At 42.8% G+C, this 20,139-nt stretch carries 21 protein-coding genes and 1 tRNA gene; 9 read left to right on the plus strand and 13 right to left on the minus strand.

The genetic code is table 11. From position 1 onward, the window contains the following. Window positions 1–19: 19 nt before the first annotated feature. Together SD449_RS09435 and SD449_RS09440 are read right to left on the minus strand one after the other, a co-directional pair. Complete coding sequence (locus SD449_RS09435; protein ID WP_318310203.1) at window positions 20–1,231, minus strand: site-specific integrase; 1,212 nt, start codon at window positions 1,229–1,231, stop codon at window positions 20–22. 226 nt (window positions 1,232–1,457) lie between these two features. Then, a tRNA-Lys gene (locus SD449_RS09440) sits at window positions 1,458–1,530 on the minus strand. Window positions 1,531–1,648: 118 nt separating this feature from the next. Here SD449_RS09440 and SD449_RS09445 point away from each other — a divergent pair. After that, window positions 1,649–2,161, plus strand: coding sequence for a shikimate kinase (locus SD449_RS09445; protein WP_318310204.1), 513 nt, complete (start codon window positions 1,649–1,651; stop codon window positions 2,159–2,161). On the opposite strand, the gene SD449_RS09450 is transcribed toward SD449_RS09445, so the two are convergent. Next, window positions 2,153–2,650, minus strand: a complete 498-nt coding sequence (locus SD449_RS09450) for a phosphoribosyltransferase family protein (RefSeq protein WP_318310206.1) — start codon at window positions 2,648–2,650, stop codon at window positions 2,153–2,155. The two genes, SD449_RS09445 and SD449_RS09450, sit on opposite strands and share 9 nt — an antisense overlap. A 35-nt stretch (window positions 2,651–2,685) precedes the next feature. Beyond that, window positions 2,686–3,057 (minus strand): RNA-binding S4 domain-containing protein, encoded by a 372-nt coding sequence (locus tag SD449_RS09455; protein ID WP_318310208.1) that lies wholly within the window; start codon window positions 3,055–3,057, stop codon window positions 2,686–2,688. Between the two features lie 78 nt (window positions 3,058–3,135). Between SD449_RS09455 and SD449_RS09460 the strand changes: the two genes are divergently transcribed. Continuing rightward, window positions 3,136–4,086 (plus strand): FKBP-type peptidyl-prolyl cis-trans isomerase, encoded by a 951-nt coding sequence (locus SD449_RS09460; RefSeq protein ID WP_318310209.1) that lies wholly within the window; start codon window positions 3,136–3,138, stop codon window positions 4,084–4,086. A 66-nt stretch (window positions 4,087–4,152) separates the two neighbouring features. Here SD449_RS09460 and SD449_RS09465 read toward each other — a convergent pair whose 3' ends face one another. The 3 genes from SD449_RS09465 to SD449_RS09475 are packed head-to-tail and all read right to left on the minus strand — an operon-like array spanning window position 4,153 to window position 6,620. Then, window positions 4,153–4,752 carry an outer membrane beta-barrel protein gene (locus tag SD449_RS09465; protein ID WP_318310210.1) on the minus strand — a complete coding sequence of 200 codons (600 nt, stop codon included), beginning with the start codon at window positions 4,750–4,752 and terminating at the stop codon, window positions 4,153–4,155. A gap of 52 nt (window positions 4,753–4,804) precedes the next feature. Beyond that, complete coding sequence (locus SD449_RS09470; protein ID WP_318310211.1) at window positions 4,805–5,758, minus strand: transketolase family protein; 954 nt, start codon at window positions 5,756–5,758, stop codon at window positions 4,805–4,807. A gap of 16 nt (window positions 5,759–5,774) precedes the next feature. Beyond that, window positions 5,775–6,620 (minus strand): transketolase, encoded by an 846-nt coding sequence (locus SD449_RS09475; RefSeq protein ID WP_318310212.1) that lies wholly within the window; start codon window positions 6,618–6,620, stop codon window positions 5,775–5,777. Between the two features lie 155 nt (window positions 6,621–6,775). On the opposite strand from SD449_RS09475, the gene tgt reads away from it, so the two are divergent. The 5 genes from tgt (at window position 6,776) to SD449_RS09500 (ending at window position 13,080) form a co-directional block, all read left to right on the plus strand. After that, window positions 6,776–7,906, plus strand: coding sequence for a tRNA guanosine(34) transglycosylase Tgt (tgt, locus tag SD449_RS09480; RefSeq protein ID WP_318310213.1), 1,131 nt, complete (start codon window positions 6,776–6,778; stop codon window positions 7,904–7,906). After that, the gene (locus SD449_RS09485; protein WP_318310214.1) at window positions 7,906–8,988 is read left to right on the plus strand and encodes an LptF/LptG family permease; all 1,083 of its coding nucleotides are present in this window, start codon (window positions 7,906–7,908) and stop codon (window positions 8,986–8,988) included. Before tgt ends, SD449_RS09485 begins: the two co-directional genes overlap by 1 nt. Before the next feature lie 114 nt (window positions 8,989–9,102). Beyond that, window positions 9,103–10,056 carry an acetyl-CoA carboxylase carboxyltransferase subunit alpha gene (locus SD449_RS09490; protein ID WP_318310216.1) on the plus strand — a complete coding sequence of 318 codons (954 nt, stop codon included), beginning with the start codon at window positions 9,103–9,105 and terminating at the stop codon, window positions 10,054–10,056. Window positions 10,057–10,223: 167 nt separating this feature from the next. Next, window positions 10,224–11,771, plus strand: coding sequence for a replicative DNA helicase (gene dnaB / locus SD449_RS09495; RefSeq protein WP_318310218.1), 1,548 nt, complete (start codon window positions 10,224–10,226; stop codon window positions 11,769–11,771). Then, on the plus strand, window positions 11,740–13,080 hold the full coding sequence (locus SD449_RS09500; protein ID WP_404828036.1) for an asparagine synthetase B: 1,341 nt from the start codon (window positions 11,740–11,742) through the stop codon (window positions 13,078–13,080). The genes dnaB and SD449_RS09500 overlap by 32 nt, the downstream gene beginning before the upstream one ends. Here the strand turns inward: SD449_RS09500 and SD449_RS09505 are convergent. Continuing rightward, window positions 13,077–13,964 carry a dienelactone hydrolase family protein gene (locus SD449_RS09505; RefSeq protein WP_318310221.1) on the minus strand — a complete coding sequence of 296 codons (888 nt, stop codon included), beginning with the start codon at window positions 13,962–13,964 and terminating at the stop codon, window positions 13,077–13,079. The genes SD449_RS09500 and SD449_RS09505 overlap by 4 nt on opposite strands. Before the next feature lie 245 nt (window positions 13,965–14,209). Here SD449_RS09505 and SD449_RS09510 point away from each other — a divergent pair, with 245 nt between their 5' ends. Next, on the plus strand, window positions 14,210–15,127 hold the full coding sequence (locus SD449_RS09510; protein ID WP_318310222.1) for a M43 family zinc metalloprotease: 918 nt from the start codon (window positions 14,210–14,212) through the stop codon (window positions 15,125–15,127). Window positions 15,128–15,136: 9 nt separating this feature from the next. Here SD449_RS09510 and SD449_RS09515 read toward each other — a convergent pair whose 3' ends face one another. Continuing rightward, window positions 15,137–15,928: an HAD family hydrolase gene (locus SD449_RS09515; RefSeq protein WP_318310224.1), complete on the minus strand. Its 792-nt coding sequence runs from the start codon at window positions 15,926–15,928 to the stop codon at window positions 15,137–15,139. Window positions 15,929–16,025: 97 nt separating this feature from the next. On the opposite strand from SD449_RS09515, the gene SD449_RS09520 reads away from it, so the two are divergent. Beyond that, on the plus strand, window positions 16,026–16,448 hold the full coding sequence (locus SD449_RS09520) for a secondary thiamine-phosphate synthase enzyme YjbQ (RefSeq protein WP_318310226.1): 423 nt from the start codon (window positions 16,026–16,028) through the stop codon (window positions 16,446–16,448). A 102-nt stretch (window positions 16,449–16,550) separates the two neighbouring features. On the opposite strand, the gene rplT is transcribed toward SD449_RS09520, so the two are convergent. From rplT to thrS, 4 genes are all read right to left on the minus strand, one after another. Then, complete coding sequence (gene rplT / locus SD449_RS09525; protein WP_014033571.1) at window positions 16,551–16,895, minus strand: 50S ribosomal protein L20; 345 nt, start codon at window positions 16,893–16,895, stop codon at window positions 16,551–16,553. Window positions 16,896–16,985: 90 nt separating this feature from the next. Continuing rightward, the gene (gene rpmI, locus SD449_RS09530) at window positions 16,986–17,183 is read right to left on the minus strand and encodes a 50S ribosomal protein L35 (protein WP_015754448.1); all 198 of its coding nucleotides are present in this window, start codon (window positions 17,181–17,183) and stop codon (window positions 16,986–16,988) included. A gap of 48 nt (window positions 17,184–17,231) precedes the next feature. Next, window positions 17,232–17,783, minus strand: coding sequence for a translation initiation factor IF-3 (gene infC / locus SD449_RS09535; RefSeq protein ID WP_318310248.1), 552 nt, complete (start codon window positions 17,781–17,783; stop codon window positions 17,232–17,234). A gap of 36 nt (window positions 17,784–17,819) precedes the next feature. After that, the gene (gene thrS / locus SD449_RS09540) at window positions 17,820–19,760 is read right to left on the minus strand and encodes a threonine--tRNA ligase (protein ID WP_318310230.1); all 1,941 of its coding nucleotides are present in this window, start codon (window positions 19,758–19,760) and stop codon (window positions 17,820–17,822) included. Window positions 19,761–20,139 lie beyond the last annotated feature (379 nt).

A 20,139-nucleotide genomic window follows, 5' to 3' on the forward strand; every position in this document is an offset into this window, starting at 1 on the left:
AATCATAATAGTCTTTCAACTAATACTTTCCTTTAAGCAAGCTCATATCATCATGTAATTTCTTGTCAATGACCTTGGCATAGATCTGGGTGGTCTTTAAACTTTGGTGCCCCAACATTTTGCTTACCGATTCAATTGAAATACCATTGGCTAAGGTCACGGTGGTGGCAAAGGTGTGGCGTGCCAGATGAAAGGTAAGTTTCTTTTTGATTCCGCAAGCGGAAGCAATTTCCTTGAGGTATTTGTTTGTCTTTTGGTTGCTGATGACCGGTAGCAGCGCTGCGGTAATCAATTTCTGCGAATGGTCTTCATACCTGCGCAGTATTTTTTCAGCAATGGGCAGCATTGGAACACTGCTCAAGGAATCTGTTTTCGCTCTTTTGATCTTGATCCATCTTTTACCTTCAATGCCATTTACTATGTGATTATTTGAAAGTTTTTTGACATCGACATAGGCCAACCCGGTAAAGCAACAAAAAACGAAAATGTCCCTTACTTGCTCCAAACTTTTTGATTCGAGTTGAAAGTCGATCAGGGTCCTAAGTTCTGCTTCGGTAAGAACGTCCCTTTCCACTTTTTTCCATTCGGCTTTCCAGGAATAGAAAGGATCTTTTTTCACCCAATTATTGGCAAAGGCCATTCTCATGATTTTTTTGAAATTGACCACATATTTGGTAACCGTATTCTGATTGCCGATTTTCTGGGTCTTTAAATAATGGTGGAATCCATTGACGAAGTTTAAATCCACCTCCATTACATATAGGTCGGAAACTTTATATTGCTTTTGGATAAAACTGGCAAGATGGTTCATAGTGCGCACATGTCTGCGGTACGCTCCATAGGAATAATCAGGACCGATCAACTCTTTGATCTGGGCATTGTGCTCTTCATAAATAGCAAGGAGTGTTTTGTGGGCGGTTCCTTTGCCCAGTAGTTTGTTTTTGACGGTCTCGGCATTGAAAGGCTTTTTTTTGACCACCAACTTGGAATGGATTTCATAAGCCTTGGTTTCCAACTGGTCCATATAGTGGTTCATTTCTTTGGCCTCTTTCCCCGTGCCTTTTATCCTTCCTTTGGCCGAACACCATTTTTCGGGACTTGTTTTTCGTTTAATACTAAGCTCTGCCCTTTGACCGTTCACGGTTATCCTAAAATAGATACCAGCTTTTCCATTTTTGTCCAATCTGGAATTTCTTAAATAGAAGATTGAAGAGAATGTTTTTGTTTCCATTTGTCATCGATTTACTGATTCAATTTTGTTCCGGAACATTTGGAAAAAAATGTTCGGATTGTTTTTAACATTGATCAGGTGCCATTTTTGCGGATTCAAAAAGTGCGCACCGAATTGCGCACCGCGATATATGGTACAATTTGATATCAAATGAAATCAATAAAAACAAAAAAGTCTGTAAATCAACGATTTACAGACTTTTTGAATATTTTTGAAAGCTCAAAAGTGACCTGACTGGGGCTCGAACCCAGGACCCTCTCCTTAAAAGGGAGATGCTCTACCAACTGAGCTATCAGGTCTTCAGTATGTGGCTAGCTGTTTGGCTAAGCGGGTGCAAATATAACATCAATAATCTATTTTCCAAGGTGAATTAATGATAAATTTGTGTTTTTTTGAAATCCGATAAAATTCTAGAAGATGAAAATTGTTTTAGTAGGATATATGGCAAGTGGAAAGTCAACCGTTGGACAATTGTTGGCCAGTCAATTAGGGATAAAGTTCATTGATCTGGATGAATATATTGAGCAAAATCAAAAGAAGAGCATCAAAAATATTTTTTCTGAAAAAGGTGAGATTTATTTTAGAAAATTGGAGTGCCAAATGCTAAAAGAGGTTTTGGACAAAGATGCATCGATTGTGCTATCCACTGGTGGCGGAACCCCTTGTTATGGAAACAATATGGAAACAATAGTGGAGGAATCGGACCATTCCATTTATCTAAACTTGACCATTCCCAAATTGGTGGATAGAATTTCAAGGGAGAAAGAAAGCCGGCCCTTGGTCAAAAATATATCGGATGAGGAACTTCCGGAATTTATAGGGAAACATCTTTTTGAGCGAAGACCGTATTACATGCAGGCAAAGCACATATTGGATTGTGACGGACTTGATGCACAAACCATTGTAGCTAAGGTTAGAGGGTTACTCTAGGTACACAGCGTTATTTTTGGGTTCAAAATCCACTTTTATGTGCTCGTTGAGCGAGGTGGATAGGGAAATCCCCTTAAAATCGGCCTTTATAGGATATTTTTTATGGTTTCTGTTGACCAGAACGGCGGTTTTTAGCTGTTTTATGGGGGTTTTAAGGAAATGATGGGTCCCGTAGATCAATGTGGTGCCCGAGTTCAGGACATCGTCCACTAGCACAATGGATTTACCCTCGTACTCCTTCGATGGCAATGAGGTAGTAACACCGCTCTCCAAGGGATTCTTTTTGTCCATGTCCATTTTGCACAAGATGATTTCCGCCTCCGTGATTTTTTTTAGGATAGCAATGATCTTTTTTGCAAAACTTTCTCCACCACCATTGATTCCAGCAACGATTATTTCGGACTCGTCCACATTCGTCTCGTAGATCTGATAAGCAATTCGTTTGGTGATATGCTGGATTTGGTCGTGGGTAAGAATACGGTTTACCATAATTTTTTTACTTGGTTCAAAGATATGAAAATGGATTATTCGGAATCGTCCATAAAATCGTCCAAATCCCGTCGGTCTTTTTTGGTGGGACGTCCCAATCCCTTTTTGCGATAGTGCTTTTTGGCATGTTGCAAAAGCTCGTTGTGCTCGAAAGCCTCTTTTGGCGTGGTATCCTTTCTGTAAATATCCACCAATTTTGCACCAACACGGTTTTCGGGAATGTCCAAAACCGTAAGTTGATAATCGATTTGATTTTTGCGTACCACGATTTTGTCCATGGGAAATACATCGCGCGAAGGTTTCACGGCAGCTCCGTTTACCTTCACATGGCCTTTTTTTACGGCGTTGGATGCAATGCTCCGTGTTTTGAAGTATCTGGTGCACCAAAGGTACTTGTCTATTCGCATGGTCTTCGCAAATCTTTGTTAATGGACAAAGCAAAAATAATGGAAAATTGTATCTTGCGCGCCTAAATAACAGACTTGATGAGGTACGGAATTTTAGTTTTCTTATGTTTTGCTTTAGCATTGATGTCCTGTAGAAATGATGATAATGGAGGTCCGGAAGCCATACCGCCAAGCTTATTGAGCGATGTGGCACCAGAGGATGATGAAAGCATTAGAGAGTTTTTGAACACCCATTTTTACAATTACGAGGATTTTGAAACCCCACCCGAAGGTTTTGACTATAAAATTGTTATCGATACCATTGCAGGGGACAACGCTGGCAAAAGACCTTTAATGGAGGATGCTGAAGCCATAACGCTGAATGTATCATCAAGTTTTTTAGGATTGAGCGCAGAAGAAGAAGATGTTCCCCATACCTACTATTATATCGAAGTTATGGAAGGCGGTGGCGGTAGCCCAACGTATGCGGACTCTACTTTGGTCAAATACCAAGGTTCAGCCCTTGACGGGACTTTGTTTGATGAAACCCAAGATTTTATTTGGCAACAATTGCCCTTCACGTACCGTGGGTACGGAGACGGGATTTCCAACATGAAGGCGGGAAGCCCGGAACAAGTTGTGGATAATGGAGATGGGACCTATGAAATTTTGGATAGGGGAATGGCTATCATTGTAATGCCCTCTGGTTTGGCAGCGTTCAATGGAGCAGCCGGCGCGGCCGGTACCTATGCTCCTGTACTTTTCAAAATAGAGCTAGGGCTTTTTGTACAAGATACGGATACCGATAATGATGGTGTTCCCTCGATTAAGGAAGATTTGAACAACAACAGGTATTTGTTTGATGATAACACAGACGGCGACGAAGAACCATCTTTTAATGTACTTCCCAATTTTAGGGATGCAGATGACGATGGTGACGGAGTTTCCACAAGAAGCGAAATAACCGATGATCAGGGCAATATAATTTTGCCGTACCCAGATGCTGATGGTGATGGTGTTCCTGATTACCTGGATCCGGATTCCAATTAAAAAATATAGATTGAATAAAAAGGCCCGCCAATCTGGCGGGCCTTTTTTTATTCTAAAAACTGTTGTTTAAAGTTTGAGCGATAGCGCAAAAATAACTTGCGAAGGTCTTGAATCTACCCTGCCTTCCACGTTGGCGACATTGGTATTTATGAATTCCGCTTCGTTTTCGGAAAAACCTCGTTCATACCTTACGTCCAGTCCAATATTACCAAGATTTACACCAACACCTGCATTCAGGCCTACGGTAAATCCACTTTCTACATCCTCAACGGTAAGGTCGTCAAAATCGTTATTGAGCGTATATTGGAAAGCTGGTCCCGCAAAAATGTGAAGAGGGCCGATAAGTTTATATCCCAAAAGAACAGGCATGTCTAACTTGGAGACATCATAATCTTGGGATTGGCCGCCAACATCATAGGAGCTTTTGGTCTTGGAATAGACCAATTCCGGTCTTAAATAGATTTTTGGGAAATCCAGTTTCCCCCAAAATCCAAAATGGTAACCGGCCTTTCCTTCCGGATCTTCAACAGCGTCCGTAGCGGTATTGATCAAATCTCCGTTTTTGTTGTACGATAGACCGGCCTTTATACCGAATCCTGAGCCGCTCTGGGCCATCACAGCAGAACCGATCAAGGCAAATGCTGCTACTAGAAAAGTTTTTTTCATAAGTGTTGTTTTTTAATGTTGAAAATATCTTCCACGAGATATCCTATCGAAACTATTTACGTTTCAACACTTTTAAAACGGCATTTTCTATGGCTTTATTGTTTAGCCCGTACTTCTCCATCAGTTGTTCAGGGGTGCCACTTTCACCAAAAGTATCCTGTGTTGCCACAAATTCCTGTGGTGTAGGATGATGCGTTGCAAGCACTCGGGCAACACTTTCACCAAGTCCGCCCAAATAATTATGCTCTTCGGCGGTTACTACACAACCTGTTTTCTTCACAGAGTCCAAAATAGCTTTGTCATCCAAAGGTTTTATAGTGTGGATATTGATCACTTCCGCAGAAATCCCCTGGTTTTCCAAACTTTCGGCTGCCAAAAGTGCCTGCCACACCAAATGTCCTGTGGCAATAATGGTCACATCGGTACCTTCGTTCAACATTAGGGCCTTACCTATTTCAAATTTTTGGTCAACAGGAGTAAAGTTGGCCACTTTGGGCCGTCCAAAACGTAGGTAAACAGGGCCATGGTGTTCGGCAATGGCCAATGTGGCCGCTTTGGTCTGGTTAAAATCACATGGATTTATCACCGTCATCCCTGGCAACATCTTCATCAATCCGATATCTTCGAGAATTTGGTGGGTGGCACCATCTTCTCCCAAGGTCAAACCGGAGTGCGAAGCACATATCTTTACATTTTTATCAGAGTATGCTATGGATTGACGGATTTGATCGTACACACGACCTGTAGCAAAGTTTGCAAAAGTCGAGGCAAAAGGAATTTTACCCCCAATGGTCAAACCTGCAGCTATCCCCATCATGTTGGCTTCGGCAATCCCCGTTTGGAAAAAACGTTCTGGATTTTCCTCGATAAACGTTTCAATTTTCAGTGAACCTACCAAGTCGGCGCATAGGGCGACCACATTGGGGTTGGTTCTCCCAAGTTCCGTCATTCCGGCACCGTATCCACTTCTGGTATCTTGTTTTCCTTGATCTGTATATTTAGTCATTGTCTCTTTTTCTATGTTAGTAATCGCCTAAAGTCTCTGGGTTCTGTTCCAATGCGGTCGCCAATTGCTCATCACTTGGCGCCTTGCCGTGCCATGCGTGGGTATGCATCATAAAATCGACACCATTGCCCATTTCAGTGGTCATCACGATACAAACGGGCTTTCCTTTGCCGGTTCTGCTCTTGGCCTCTTTTAACCCAGCAATCACTTGCTCCAGGTCGTTTCCATTTTCAATTTCCAAAACATCCCATCCAAATACCCTGAATTTTTCTGCTACATCCCCGATAGGTAGTACCTCCTCGGTGGCTCCATCGATTTGTTGTCCGTTGCGGTCCACTGTGGAAATAAGATTGTCCACCTTGTTTCCGGCGGCATACATAATGGCTTCCCAGTTTTGGCCTTCTTGCAATTCCCCATCGCCGTGGAGACTGAATACCAAATGGTCGTCACCGTTCAGTTTTTTGGCCAAGGCGGCGCCAATGGCCACGGACATGCCCTGACCCAAAGAACCAGAGGCAACCCGCACGCCGGGCAGACCCTCGTGGGTGGTGGGGTGGCCCTGCAATCTGGAGTCTATCAACCTGAACGTATTCAATTCTTCCAAAGGAAAATAGCCTCTTCTGGCCAAAACACTGTAAAAAACAGGGGAAATGTGGCCATTGGACAAAAAGAAGATATCCTCTCCTATTCCGTCCATATCAAATCCTTCCTTTAAATCCATTATTTCGTTGTAGAGTGCTACAAAGAATTCGGTGCAGCCCAAAGATCCTCCTGGATGCCCCGAATTTACCTTATGGACCATTCGTAAAATGTCCCTTCTTACCTGTACTACCAGGTCCTGTAATTCTTGTGTTTTCGGCATTGTGTGATAAATTTTATATCAAATGTAATTGCATTATCCTTAGAAAACAAGTGTATTAAATACATTTATTAAGGTTCTTATCCTCAGAAACTTTATTTTTTTGTTAAGGATCAACGAAACAGAGTTAGTTATATTTGCGGTTCTAAAACGGACAATTGGATTTTACCTTAATACAGAAGGACGCTAAAAGCAAGGCCAGGGCAGGGGAGTTGACCACGGACCATGGAACCATACAGACCCCGATTTTTATGCCCGTGGGCACGGTTGCATCGGTAAAGGGGGTGCACCAAAGAGAGTTGAAGGATGAAATAAATCCCGATATAATTTTAGGAAATACCTATCACCTTTACCTAAGGCCGGGCACAAACATTCTGGAAGCTGCTGGGGGACTTCACAAATTTATGGGGTGGGACCGCAATATTCTGACCGATAGTGGAGGCTACCAAGTGTATTCCTTATCGGACAACAGAAAGATCAAAGAAGAAGGCGTCAAGTTCAAATCACATATTGATGGCTCCCGACATTTGTTCACACCAGAGAACGTAATGGAGATTCAGCGAACCATAGGTGCCGATATAATCATGGCTTTTGATGAATGCACGCCATACCCTTGTGATTATCAGTACGCCAAACGGTCCATGCACATGACCCACAGGTGGTTGGACAGATGTATCAATCATTTGGAAAAGCTTCCATTTAAATATGGATATTCCCAAAGCTTTTTTCCAATCGTACAAGGATCTACCTATAAGGATTTGAGGAAGCAATCCGCTGAGTATATCGCTTCCGTTGGGGCGGAAGGAAATGCCATTGGTGGCCTGTCCGTTGGGGAACCTGCAGAAGAAATGTACGAAATGGCCGAATTGGTCTGCGATATTCTTCCAGAGGACAAACCACGATACCTTATGGGTGTTGGAACGCCTATCAATATTTTGGAGAACATTGCACTGGGCGTGGACATGTTCGACTGTGTGATGCCCACCCGAAATGCACGAAATGGCATGTTGTTTACGGCACACGGCACCATCAACATCAAAAACAAAAAATGGGAAAACGATTTTTCTCCCATTGACGATATGGGGATAACCTATGTGGATACCGAATATTCCAAGGCATATCTGCGCCACTTGTTCGCTGCCAACGAATATTTGGGCAAGCAGATCGCCACTATCCATAACCTTGGTTTTTATTTATGGTTGGTGCGTACGGCAAGAGAACGTATTTTAGCCGGAGATTTTCTGGAATGGAAAACCAAAATGGTGGTCCAAATGGATAAAAGATTATAATGCTTACCATACTTGATAGATATATACTGAAGCGCTACCTCGTAACATTCATGGGGATGCTCCTGTTGTTTGTTCCTATCGGTATCATGGCCAACTTGGCGGAGAAAATCGGTAAGATCATCGATAACGAAGCTCCTCTGGCGGAGGTTATTGTGTTCTACGGCAACTTTACCTTGGTCATCGGGAATCTGTTGCTGCCCATATTTCTTTTCCTTTCCATCATCTTTTTCACATCAAAACTTGCAAGCAACACGGAAATCGTGGCCATTTTGAGCTCGGGTGTCTCCTTTGGGAGGTTTTTAAGGCCCTACTTTATTGGCGCTACCTTGGTGGCGGTTCTCATATTTATGATGGGAATGTTTATTGTGCCCCATGCAAGTATTGGTTTCAACGAGTTTGAGTACAAATATTTCAAAAAAGGGAAAAGGGACAGGGTCACCGAGAACATCTTCAACCAATTGAACGAGAACGACTATATCTACGTGAGCAGTTTTGACCCCAACCGTCAGATAGGATATAACTTTACCTATGAACATTTTGATTCCATAGGTAAACTGGACTATAAAATTTCTGCCAGTAACATCCGTTGGGTCGCCGATGACAGCATTTACCGTTTGACCAACTACGAAAAACGGGAAATCCGGAACGAAACAGAATATATCAAGTCCAAACGCCGCTTGGATACGATTTTTTCTTTCCAGATAGATGACCTTACCCCGGTTTCCTATGTAGCGGAGACCAAGAACCTTTTCGAGCTCAACGATTTTATCGATGACCAACGCAGAAAGGGGGCGTCCAACATCAATGCCTATGTACTGGTAAAGTACAAGCGATGGGCGCTTCCCATTGCAGCATTTATCCTAACGGTGATCGCCGTGGCGGTATCCTCCATGAAACGCAGGGGGGGTATGGGACTCAACTTGGCGTTTGGTATAGGAGTGGCCTTTGTGTATATTTTCTTTGACAAGGTTTTTGGTACATTGGCAGAGCAATCCGGATTTTCACCCTTGTTGGCCGTGGTGATCCCCAACCTTATTTTTGGGGTTTTCGCGGTTTATATGTTGATGAAAGCAAAGCGATAATTCATTCGTGCCCATGTATTTTATTGACGATAAAAGACTTGTATATTTCGTGGCAATATTCCATAATGTTATATATTTGTCCCCATTGTTTTTCATGAAAATAAAAGACTTCCCATGGAATATCTAGAATTTGAACTCCCCATCAAAGAACTTGAAGAGCAACTTCAAAAATGTATGGTGATAGGGGAAGAAAGTGATGTAGACGTTACAGAAACCTGTTCTCAAATCGAGAAAAAACTGGATCAGACCCGCAAGGATATTTATAAAAATCTTACCGCTTGGCAAAGAGTACAGCTGTCAAGACACCCCAGCAGGCCTTACACCATGGATTATATCAACGCCATTTGTGGGGACACCTTTTTGGAGCTCCACGGCGACCGAAATGTAAAAGATGACAAGGCCATGGTGGGCGGACTTGGTAAAATTGGTGACCAGAGCTATATGTTCATAGGTCAGCAAAAGGGCTACAATACCAAAACACGCCAGTACCGGAATTTTGGTATGGCCAATCCGGAAGGATACCGAAAAGCGCTTCGTTTGATGAAGTCTGCCGAAAAATTCAAGATACCCGTAGTGTGCTTTGTGGATACCCCTGGAGCTTATCCCGGTATTGAAGCAGAGGAACGTGGCCAAGGAGAGGCCATTGCCCGCAACATTCTGGAAATGACCCGCCTTAAGGTACCGATTATCGTAATCATTATCGGTGAGGGCGCCTCCGGAGGAGCTTTGGGAATAGGAGTGGGAGATAAAGTACTGATGCTGGAAAACACGTGGTATTCCGTAATTTCACCGGAATCCTGTTCCTCAATTCTATGGAGAAGCTGGGAATACAAGGAACAAGCTGCAGATGCCCTAAAATTGACGGCGACCGATATGAAAAAGCAAGGTTTGGTGGATGAAATCGTAAAAGAGCCCCTTGGTGGTGCCCATTCCAACAGGCAAAAAACATTCGAGATCGTTGCAAACAAAATTTCTTCCCATTACGAAGAACTCAAAAAGTTATCACCAAAAGAATTGGTGAAAACCCGCATGGAAAAATATGCGGAAATGGGAGTTTATAGCGAATAATTCTTGTTTTTTGGGGATTCATCTTTTTCATTAGGTTATATCTCCATTTTTTTTTATGTTATCAACAGGTATTTAAAGTTATCAACATTTAAAATGTTAAGTACCTGTGGAAATCGTATCCGTCAAATTTAAAGTTAACTTAAGGTTAATTAGCTACTTTCGCACTCATGGAGAAACCTAGCCCCATCGTTGGACATCGCGTGGAGAAATCTGCCCTTATCAATCTTGAGAGAGGTAAAATACCACCTCAAGCAGTTGATTTAGAGGAGGTTGTGTTAGGCGCAATGATGATTGACAAAAAAGGAGTGGATGAGGTCATCGATATTCTTCATCCCGATGTTTTTTATAAGGATTCCCATAAATACATTTACGAGGCCATCTTCAAGTTGTTCGAATCGTCCGAGCCGGTGGATTTATTAACCGTTTCTGCACAATTAAAGAAGGATGGCAAGCTCGAAGCTGTTGGAGGCGATTTTTATCTCATAAAACTTACCCAAAAAGTAGCTTCTTCCGCACATATTGAGTTCCACGCCAGAATCATCCTTCAAAAGTACATTCAAAGAAGCTTGATCAAAATATCCAACGATATCATCGAAGAGGCATACAGTGATGCCACGGATGTTTTTGACCTTTTGGACAATGCGGAGGCGAAACTGTATGAAGTTACCCAGGGAAACTTAAAGCGTTCCGCCGAAACTGCACAGAATTTGGTGATTCAGGCCAAAAAACGGATCGAGGAAATATCCAATAAAGAAGGTCTGAGTGGAATTCCATCAGGTTTCGATAAGTTGGACAAGCTCACTTCCGGTTGGCAGCCAAGTGATTTGATTATTGTGGCGGCAAGGCCTGGTATGGGTAAAACGGCCCTAACGCTTTCCATGGCGCGAAATATTGCGGTGAATTCCGAAATTCCCGTGGCATTCTTTTCTTTGGAAATGTCATCGGTACAGCTGATTACCCGTTTGATTTCTTCCGAAACTGGACTTTCATCCGAAAAATTGAGGACCGGTAAACTGGAAAAGCACGAGTGGGAGCAACTGAACGTTAAGGTAAAGACCTTGGAAAAGGCACCGCTGTTCATTGACGATACACCGTCCCTGTCCATTTTTGACCTTCGTGCGAAGGCCAGACGATTGGCTTCGCAACACAATATTAGGCTGATCATTATCGATTACTTGCAGTTGATGACCGCCGGGGGCAGCCAAAAAGGAGGAAACCGAGAACAGGAAATCTCCACCATCTCACGAAACTTGAAGGCATTGGCCAAGGAATTGGACGTTCCGGTCATTGCTCTATCGCAGCTATCGAGGGCCGTGGAAACAAGGGGGGGCAGCAAAAGACCTATTCTTTCCGATTTGAGGGAATCCGGGGCCATTGAGCAGGATGCGGATATCGTATCGTTCATTTACAGACCGGAATACTACAAAATTGACGAGTGGGACGATGAAGAGCGCACCCCCACACAAGGTCAGGCAGAGTTTATTGTAGCCAAGCACCGTAATGGAGGTTTAGAAAATATTAGGTTAAAATTTGTGGGCGCTCTGGGTAAATTTGATAACTTGGATGACTTTGACTCCCCATTCGAATTCCAATCGAAGATGAATGCGGACGAAGAAAATCCCTTTGCGACACCAAATCTTCCGAGTGCGAACGATGCGTTTGGTAGCGCAATGAACAGTGACGATGACCCAGATGATAATGACGTACCTTTTTAAAAAGTTTCTTTCTGAAGTGTCATTTCGAGCACTCCCGATAGCTATCGGGACGAGAAATCTCACCTTCATTTTTATTTTATTTTTTTTCTTTAAATCTTCAGCCTCCGTTATCCTAATCCCTATGGATGACGAAGGACAAAAAAATCATTTAAAAGCATACGGAATCACCTATTGGGTGCTCTCCAAACAGCAAAAAGTGCAATGGTTGCTGAATTATCGGGGAGGATCTTTTCTATTGCCCGATGGAGAAGCTATTCGAAAAGAATGCCAAATTCGCGGTGTTTCTTTTGAAGTCCTTTCTGATGGACAAGCAGCTCAAATTCTGGATGATATCAGCAGCCCGTCCCAAAACCAAGACGCGGTTATCCTAGAAAAGGCTCCCAAGATCGCAGTGTATTCCCCAAAGGAAAACCAACCTTGGGACGATGCCGTTACCATGGTACTCACCTATGCGGAAATACCCTATACCACAATTTATGATGAAGAGGTTTTGGGCGATAAACTGGCACTTTACGATTGGTTGCATTTGCACCACGAAGACTTTACTGGGCAATATGGTAGATTTTATGGTCACTACAGGGCGGCCCCATGGTATATTGAGGCCAAGGCAGAAGCGGAGGCATTGGCCCAGAAATTGGGATATGCCAAGGTATCCGAAGAAAAACTGGCCGTAGCTTTAAAAATAAGGAACTATGTGATCGGTGGTGGGTTTATGTTTGCCATGTGTTCCGCGACCGATAGTTTTGATATTGCCCTTGCGGCCGAAGACGTGGATATCTGTGAACCCATGTTCGATGGGGATCCTTCAGATGCAAATTATCAAGCGAAACTCGATTATGGTAATACCTTCGCCTTTACCAATTTTGTACTGGAGCGCAACCCTATCCGATATGAGTTTTCATCCATTGATATGACCAACAAGCGGGCCAATGTTCCCAAGGAATCCGACTACTTTTCATTGATGGAGTTTTCCGCTAAATGGGACCCTGTCCCCACGATGTTGACCCAAAACCATACCAGTTTGGTCAAGGGTTTTATGGGGCAGACCACGGCCTTTACCAGAAATGAGGTGAAGCCTACCGTAATGATTCTAGGGGAGAACAAAATAAATGGAGAGGCCAGATACATCCATGGAATCAAGGGTAAAGGTTTTTTTACTTTTTATGGAGGTCATGACCCTGAAGATTATCAGCACAGGGTAGGGGACCCCAAAACGGAATTGGAACTGCATCCCACTTCGCCAGGATATCGATTGATTTTGAACAATGTGCTGTTTCCTGCTGCCCGTAAAAAGAAGCAGAAGACCTAACTCAAGTGCTCCTTAAAGAAATCTATCGTTCTTTCCCATGCCAAATCGGCTGATGCCTTATCAAAACGTGGCGTGGTATTGTTGTGGAACCCATGGTTGACATCAGGATAAAAATGGACCTCATAATCTTTGTCCAGCTCCTCAAGCTTGGCTTCATAATTTTCCCAGCCGGCGTTCACTCTTTCATCCAATCCGGCATAGTGAATCAGTAACGGTGCATTGATCTGTGCCACTTCGTCATCATCTGGTTGACTGCCATAAAACGGAACTGCTGCCGCTAGGTCGGGAACTTTTACCGCCATCATGTTGGAGATCCATCCGCCAAAGCAAAAACCCACTACACCTACTTTGCCATTGCAATCTTCATGGTTTTTAAGATAATTATAGGCTGCGATAAAGTCTTCGAGCATTTCGTTGCGGTCTCGTTGCCGCTGCAGCGTTCTGCCTTCGTCATCGTTGCCTGGATAACCTCCTAACGGTGTAAGGGCATCCGGAGCCAAGGAAATAAAACCTGCTTTCGCTGCCCTCCGTCCAACATCTTCGATGTAAGGATTAAGGCCACGATTTTCGTGCACTACCACAACACCGCCCATTTTTCCTTTGGCATCCTTTGGTTTGGAAAGCAACCCCTTTATTTCCCCACCCCCTTTTGGTGAGTTATAGGTGATGAGTTTGGAGTCCAACTCAGGGTCGTTCGGTGATACGGTAAGCGTATCCTTGTAATTCGGCATAATAAAGCTCATCAAGGAAGCGATGGTGATTCCGCCAACGGCATAAACGGAAAGCTTTTCCATAAACTCCCTGCGATCTATCTGGTTGTGGGCGTATTTGTCGTAAAGGTCAAAGACCTCTTGTTTGATGTCGTCTTTTTTTAAGGGCGCCATAGTATAAATTATGAGATTAGATGTTTTTAAGGTACGAATAAAATCAATTTAATTGTTTCAAAATAAGCAAAATAGGAAAATGGGTTCATGCTATAATTTCTCTGTTTTACCATAAGATTAACAAGGTGTTGCCATTTTGAGCAAACTGAAATATTTAATTTTGGCTCGGTAAAAGCATATTTCGCTATACCATCATCAATCATCATCAATCAAATCACCAAGTGATTTCTTAGTTTATCAATACTATGAAAAACCTCACTGCTATCATTTTTTTGTTTACACTCCTAGTTTCTTGTAGCGAAAATGATTCCTTTCCCGAAAATCCGAAGGCTCCCGAGGAGCCCTTGGCAAAAATATACAGGCTGCCTATTGTAGTGCATGTAATTCATAAAGGTGAATCTATTGGCACAGGTGGTAATCTATCCGATGAACGTATTCTTCGGCAAATTGAAATCCTTAATGAAGATTTTAGGCGAAAGGAAGGAACAAGGGGCTTTAACGATCACCCAGAAGGAGATGATGCAAAAATTGAATTTGTGCTTGCCGATAAAGACCCCAATGGTGATGATACTACCGGTATTGTGCGTGAGCAATTTAGGCCGGAAGAAATCCCGGACGAAGTGCCCAATTTCGAGTTCGAAAGATTTGCCCACTTCAGTTATTGGCCTTCAGAAGATTACATTAATGTTTGGGTAGCTCCATATGGGGAATTCACAAACATTTTATTGGGGATGTCAACTGGCCCTTTTTCTGATCTTCCGGGCTCGGATTTGTTTCAAGAACCTCTACCTGGAGGAGCCGAGGGAATTATAGTAAATTGGGCACATTTTGGGGAATCTGATGTTGATGGAGGGCATAACCTTGGCCGGACCTTGACCCATGAGATGGGACACTATCTTGGTCTTCTCCATACTTGGGGAGCAAATGATTGTGAGGCAAATGATTATTGTGATGATACACCGGCGGTGGACAAAAAAGTAAGTGCTTCCGAGCCTTATTTAGGTTGTGCAGGGGAAGATGTAATGGTGGCCAACTACATGAACTATTCTCCAGACCACATTATGAACATTTTTACAAAGGAACAGATTGCTAGAATGCATCACGTAATCAAAAATAGTCCTAGAAGAACGTCATTGTTGACTTCCAAAGGTCTTACACAGTAGGGCTTTTGTCTATAATAATTTCTCCAAAATACGCTCCACACCAAAATCATCATTGCTATGGGTGGTATATTTGGCCGTTTTTAGCACATTGGGGTGTGCATTGGCCATGGCAAAGCTATAATCGGAAAGTTCCAGCATCTCTAGGTCGTTGTTGTAGTCCCCAAAGACCATGATTTCGTTGGATGCTATCTTAAATTCGTCCATCACCTTTTTAAGTGCATAGCCCTTGTGGGCATTCAAATCGGATACATCCACCCAATTTGCACCGGAGACTTTCACTTTTAAATCCCCTTCCAAGTGTTTTACATGGGGATAAATGTACTTTTCAGAGTTTTCGAAATGGTAGATGGCGATTTTGAGCACTTCATCATTTATCTGCTTTTGGTCGTCCACAATCTCAAACTCCGAATAGTATTCACGTAACATTTCTAGGAATTCGTTGGAATCGCCACCCACGTAGGCATTGTTTTGGCAACAAAGCACTGGGTGTACATTGGTTAGCGGTCGTACGGCATCCAGAATACGATGGACCTCGGATTTGTTGATGGGGGTGGTAAGTATGGTCTCTTCTTGTTTTCTGATCAGGGCGCCATTTTCTGCAATGACCAAAATCTCATTTTTGATGGAGTCCAATTTGTCCACCATACTGTGGTACTGTCTTCCACTGGCAGCAACAAAGGCAATGTTCTTTTTTTTGAGTTCTTCGTAGATTTCAAAGAAACGGGGGCTTACCTCATGTTTGGAGTTCAATAAAGTTCCGTCCATATCGGTAACCACCATTTTTATCTGTGATAAGTCCATTCCAACTAATTAAGCTGCAAAGTTATTTGTTATTCATGGAACAGGCTTCTTGTTTTGGTAAACTTTATATTAATTTGGGGTCAAACCATATTTTTATATGAATTTTTACCAAACAGAAATACAATTACGTTCCTATTCCAGAGGATTCCACTTGATCACGGATACGGTGGTTGATGCATTGCCCGAACTTGGAAAGATAAATACGGGCTTTTTACAGGTGTTTATTAAACATACTTCTGCCAGCTTGACGATAAATGAAAATGCCGACCCAACGGTGCGGACGGATTTTGAGAGCCACATGAATAAAATGGTTCCTGAAAACGCGCCTTATTATGTGCACAATTATGAGGGCCCGGATGATATGCCTGCCCATATCAAGGCTTCGTTGATGGGGGCTTCGGTTCAGGTTCCGATTACCCAAGGTAAATTGAATATGGGAATTTGGCAGGGAATTTACCTATGCGAGCATAGGAACCATGCTTCTGGCAGAAAATTGGTAGTTACCGCATATGGTCAATAATCGGAATCGTGTCAGTTCGAGCGCAGTCGAGAACTTATTTAAAATAAAAGATCCCGCACAAGGCGGGATCTAAATAAGCGGGGTAAGTTTATATTGACTTTTTTACTTTACTTTCTCAACGATTGCCTTAAAGGCATCTGGATGGTTCATGGCCAAATCGGCAAGAACTTTTCTGTTCAATTCGATTCCGTTGGCTTTCACCTTGCCCATAAATTGAGAGTAAGACATTCCGTGCATTCTGGCACCTGCGTTGATACGGGTGATCCATAGGGAACGAAAAGTACGTTTTTTGTTTCTTCTGTCGCGGTATGCATAAAGCATTGCTTTTTCTACCGCATTTTTGGCTACTGTCCAAACGTTTTTACGTCTTCCAAAGTAACCTTTGGCTTGCTTCATCACTTTTTTTCTTCTAGCTCGTGAAGCAACTGAATTTACTGATCTTGGCATAATGTCATTTTTTTGTAGCAGGCGTCCCTGTTTTTCGAGAACTTTTTAGAGCCTGACTCCATGGTTAATAATTAATGTACCGTGGAACGATTACTTTAAACGCAATTGTTCTTTGATGTTGTCCTCATCCGCTGGATGAACCAAAGTGGAATGGGTCAACTTTAGCTTACGCTTTTTCGATTTTTTTGTCAAAATGTGACTCTTGAAAGCGTGCTTTCTTTTGATTTTACCAGTTCCTGTAAGCTTGAACCGCTTTTTGGCACTGGATTTTGTTTTCATCTTAGGCATTTTCCTAGTATTTAACTCCGCTTATTATACCGAACCAAGGTCCAGCTTTTATTTTTTGTTTGTCTTGGGCGCAATGAACATCGTCATTCGCTTGCCCTCTAATTTGGGCATTTGCTCCACTTTGCCAAGCTCTTCGAGTTCTTGGGCCAGTTTCAGCAATAATATTTCACCTTGGTCTTTATAAACGATTGATCGTCCTTTAAAGAACACATAGGCTTTTAGTTTGGCACCATCTTTCAAGAACTTCTCTGCGTGTCTTTTCTTGAACTCATAATCATGGTCGTCCGTTTGTGGGCCAAACCTAATTTCCTTTACAACAACTTTACTTGCTTTGGCCTTCATGGCCTTATCACGTTTCTTTTGTTCGTAAAGGAATTTTTTATAATCCATTACCTTACAAACAGGCGGTTCCGCGTTCGGTGAAATTTCCACCAGATCCAACTCCTGTTCGTTGGCTATTTCCCTTGCTTTGGAAATGGGATAAACGCCCATCTCAACATTATCGCCCACAAGCCTTACTTCTCGGGCTTTTATTTTCTCATTGATGTTGTGAGGGTTTTTGTTTTCCCTCCTTGGTTGGGGTCTAAATCTTCTTCTAATTGCTATGACGTAAACTTTTTAATTAAACTTAATTTTTTAGAACGACTTTAAGGTACTATTTATTTCAGTAGTTACCAAGTCTGAAAATGCATCTACGCTCAAACTTCCCAAATCTTCACCTCCGTGGCGTCTTACCGAAATGGTCGAAGAGGCTTCTTCTTGTTCCCCGACAATGAGCATGAAAGGGATTTTTTTGATTTCTGCCTCGCGGATTTTTTTCCCTACCGTCTCGTTCCTCTTATCAATGAGCGCGCGAATTTCGTGATTTTCTAACGAATTCAAAACTTTTTCCGCATATTTTTCATGTTTCTCACTGACGGGCAGTACGATAGCCTGTGTTGGAATCAGCCACAACGGGAAGTTACCCCCCGTGTGTTCCAGTAACAGGGCCACAAATCGTTCCATGCTTCCAAAAGGTGCGCGGTGTATCATCACGGGTCTGTGCATTTCGTTATCACTCCCTTTATAGGTTAGGTCAAATCGCTTTGGCAAGTTGTAGTCCACCTGTATGGTGCCCAGCTGCCAGTTTCTTCCCAGGGCATCTTTGATCATAAAGTCCAGTTTTGGACCGTAAAAAGCCGCCTCTCCGCTCTCTATTACATAATTGAGGCCCTTTTCTTCGGCAGCATCTATAATCGCCTGCTCTGCTTTTTCCCAATCCCCGGTATTGCCTATATATTTGTCGGGATTTTCCAGGTCCCTTACGGATACTTGGGCAGTGAAATCTTCAAAACCTAGGGAATTCAGGACATATAAGGTAAGGTCGATCACATTTTTGAACTCATCGTTCAATTGCTCCGTGGTACAGAAGATGTGGGCATCATCCTGCGTGAAACCTCGAACCCTTGTCAAACCGTGGAGCTCACCACTTTGTTCATATCTATATACAGTACCGAATTCGGCATATCGTTTTGGTAAATCCTTATAGCTGAACGGATGGCTATTGTATATTTCACAGTGGTGTGGGCAATTCATTGGCTTTAGCAAGAACTCTTCATCTTCCTTAGGGGTGCGGATGGGCTGGAAGCTATCCTCGCCATATTTTGCATAGTGCCCTGAGGTGACATAGAGTTCCTTTTGACCAATATGCGGCGTGACCACCATTTCGTAGCCTGCCTTTTTTTGAGCTTTCTTTAAAAACTGCTCCAACCTTTCCCGTAGCGCTGCTCCGTTTGGCAACCACAGGGGGAGTCCTTGCCCCACTTTTTGCGAAAACGTGAACAGTTCCAGTTCCTTGCCCAATTTTCGGTGATCCCTCTTTTTGGCCTCCTCCAAAAGTTCGAGGTGTTCGGTGAGTTCCTTTTGTTTTGGAAAGGATATGCCGTATACTCGAGTCAATTGGGGGTTGTTTTCATTGCCTCTCCAGTATGCTCCGGCGACACTTAATAGTTTTATCGCCTTGATAATTCCTGTGTTCGGGATGTGTCCGCCACGACAGAGATCGGTAAAGGTGCTGTGGTCGCAAAAGGTAATGGTTCCATCATCAAGATTTTCGATCAGTTCTACCTTATATTCATTGCCCTGCTCTTTATAATATGAAAGTGCGTCCGCTTTGGAAACACTTCTCATGTTATAGTCGTGTTTTCCACGGGCAATTTCCAATGCCTTTTTCTCAATGGTCGGAAAATCTTTTTCTGAAATGGATCGGTCTCCAAAATCAACATCATAATAGAAGCCATTATCTATAGCAGGGCCAATGGTCAGTTTAATACCGGGATAAAGTTCTTCCAATGCCTGTGCCACTACGTGCGAAGTGGAGTGCCAAAACGCTTTTTTGCCTTCATCGTCATTCCATGTATATAGGGTAAGCGTTCCGTTCTCTCTTAATGGGGTTACGGTTTCGACTGTGGTGTCGTTGAATTTCGCCGAAATCACGTTTCTAGCCAAACCTTCACTAATACTTTTAGCAACCTCTATGGGTGTAGTTCCTTCCGGAACATTCTTTACTGCGCCATCTGGCAATGTAATATCAATCATCTATGCTCCTTTATTTTGGATGGTGCCAAAGATACTACCTTGAATTGATGCTTACAATAGCAAGCTGTTTCATTTGTAAATTGTAAGCAATCAGACACTTATATATAGGTATGAAATATTTTTGATAGGTTCTTGGTGTGATTTAAAATTATTCTTATATTAAAAGTCTGTAAATCAATGAAATGTAATTTTTTTCAAAAAAATTGCAAAATTGTTTTGCGGGATCATTTAAACCTCTCTATATTTGCACCCGCTTAGCTGATAAGGCAGGGCGCTTCGGGAGTCCCGAAAGGGGTTTTCCGGGGGGGATTGAAAAGAAGTTCATATACATATTGTAACGACAGCGTAAAGAGAATTATAAGAACCATTTTGATGCGAG

Source organism: Flagellimonas crocea (assembly GCF_033441595.1).
Taxonomy (GTDB): domain Bacteria; phylum Bacteroidota; class Bacteroidia; order Flavobacteriales; family Flavobacteriaceae; genus Flagellimonas; species Flagellimonas crocea.

Excerpts from the sequence above, each read along its gene's own strand:
- SD449_RS09475 (WP_318310212.1), bottom strand. The coding sequence starts at position 6,620 with ATGCCGAAAACACAAGAATTACAGGACCTGGTAGTACAGGTAAGAAGG.
- SD449_RS09485 (WP_318310214.1), top strand. The coding sequence starts at position 7,906 with ATGCTTACCATACTTGATAGATATATACTGAAGCGCTACCTCGTAACA.
- dnaB (WP_318310218.1), top strand. The coding sequence starts at position 10,224 with ATGGAGAAACCTAGCCCCATCGTTGGACATCGCGTGGAGAAATCTGCC.
- SD449_RS09505 (WP_318310221.1), bottom strand. The coding sequence starts at position 13,964 with ATGGCGCCCTTAAAAAAAGACGACATCAAACAAGAGGTCTTTGACCTT.
- SD449_RS09470 (WP_318310211.1), bottom strand. The coding sequence starts at position 5,758 with ATGACTAAATATACAGATCAAGGAAAACAAGATACCAGAAGTGGATAC.
- SD449_RS09510 (WP_318310222.1), top strand. The coding sequence starts at position 14,210 with ATGAAAAACCTCACTGCTATCATTTTTTTGTTTACACTCCTAGTTTCT.
- SD449_RS09500 (WP_404828036.1), top strand. The coding sequence starts at position 11,740 with ATGACCCAGATGATAATGACGTACCTTTTTAAAAAGTTTCTTTCTGAA.
- SD449_RS09435 (WP_318310203.1), bottom strand. The coding sequence starts at position 1,231 with ATGGAAACAAAAACATTCTCTTCAATCTTCTATTTAAGAAATTCCAGA.
- SD449_RS09450 (WP_318310206.1), bottom strand. The coding sequence starts at position 2,650 with ATGGTAAACCGTATTCTTACCCACGACCAAATCCAGCATATCACCAAA.
- rplT (WP_014033571.1), bottom strand. The coding sequence starts at position 16,895 with ATGCCAAGATCAGTAAATTCAGTTGCTTCACGAGCTAGAAGAAAAAAA.
- SD449_RS09465 (WP_318310210.1), bottom strand. The coding sequence starts at position 4,752 with ATGAAAAAAACTTTTCTAGTAGCAGCATTTGCCTTGATCGGTTCTGCT.
- SD449_RS09515 (WP_318310224.1), bottom strand. The coding sequence starts at position 15,928 with ATGGACTTATCACAGATAAAAATGGTGGTTACCGATATGGACGGAACT.
- rpmI (WP_015754448.1), bottom strand. The coding sequence starts at position 17,183 with ATGCCTAAGATGAAAACAAAATCCAGTGCCAAAAAGCGGTTCAAGCTT.
- SD449_RS09490 (WP_318310216.1), top strand. The coding sequence starts at position 9,103 with ATGGAATATCTAGAATTTGAACTCCCCATCAAAGAACTTGAAGAGCAA.
- thrS (WP_318310230.1), bottom strand. The coding sequence starts at position 19,760 with ATGATTGATATTACATTGCCAGATGGCGCAGTAAAGAATGTTCCGGAA.
- SD449_RS09460 (WP_318310209.1), top strand. The coding sequence starts at position 3,136 with ATGAGGTACGGAATTTTAGTTTTCTTATGTTTTGCTTTAGCATTGATG.
- SD449_RS09520 (WP_318310226.1), top strand. The coding sequence starts at position 16,026 with ATGAATTTTTACCAAACAGAAATACAATTACGTTCCTATTCCAGAGGA.
- SD449_RS09445 (WP_318310204.1), top strand. The coding sequence starts at position 1,649 with ATGAAAATTGTTTTAGTAGGATATATGGCAAGTGGAAAGTCAACCGTT.
- SD449_RS09455 (WP_318310208.1), bottom strand. The coding sequence starts at position 3,057 with ATGCGAATAGACAAGTACCTTTGGTGCACCAGATACTTCAAAACACGG.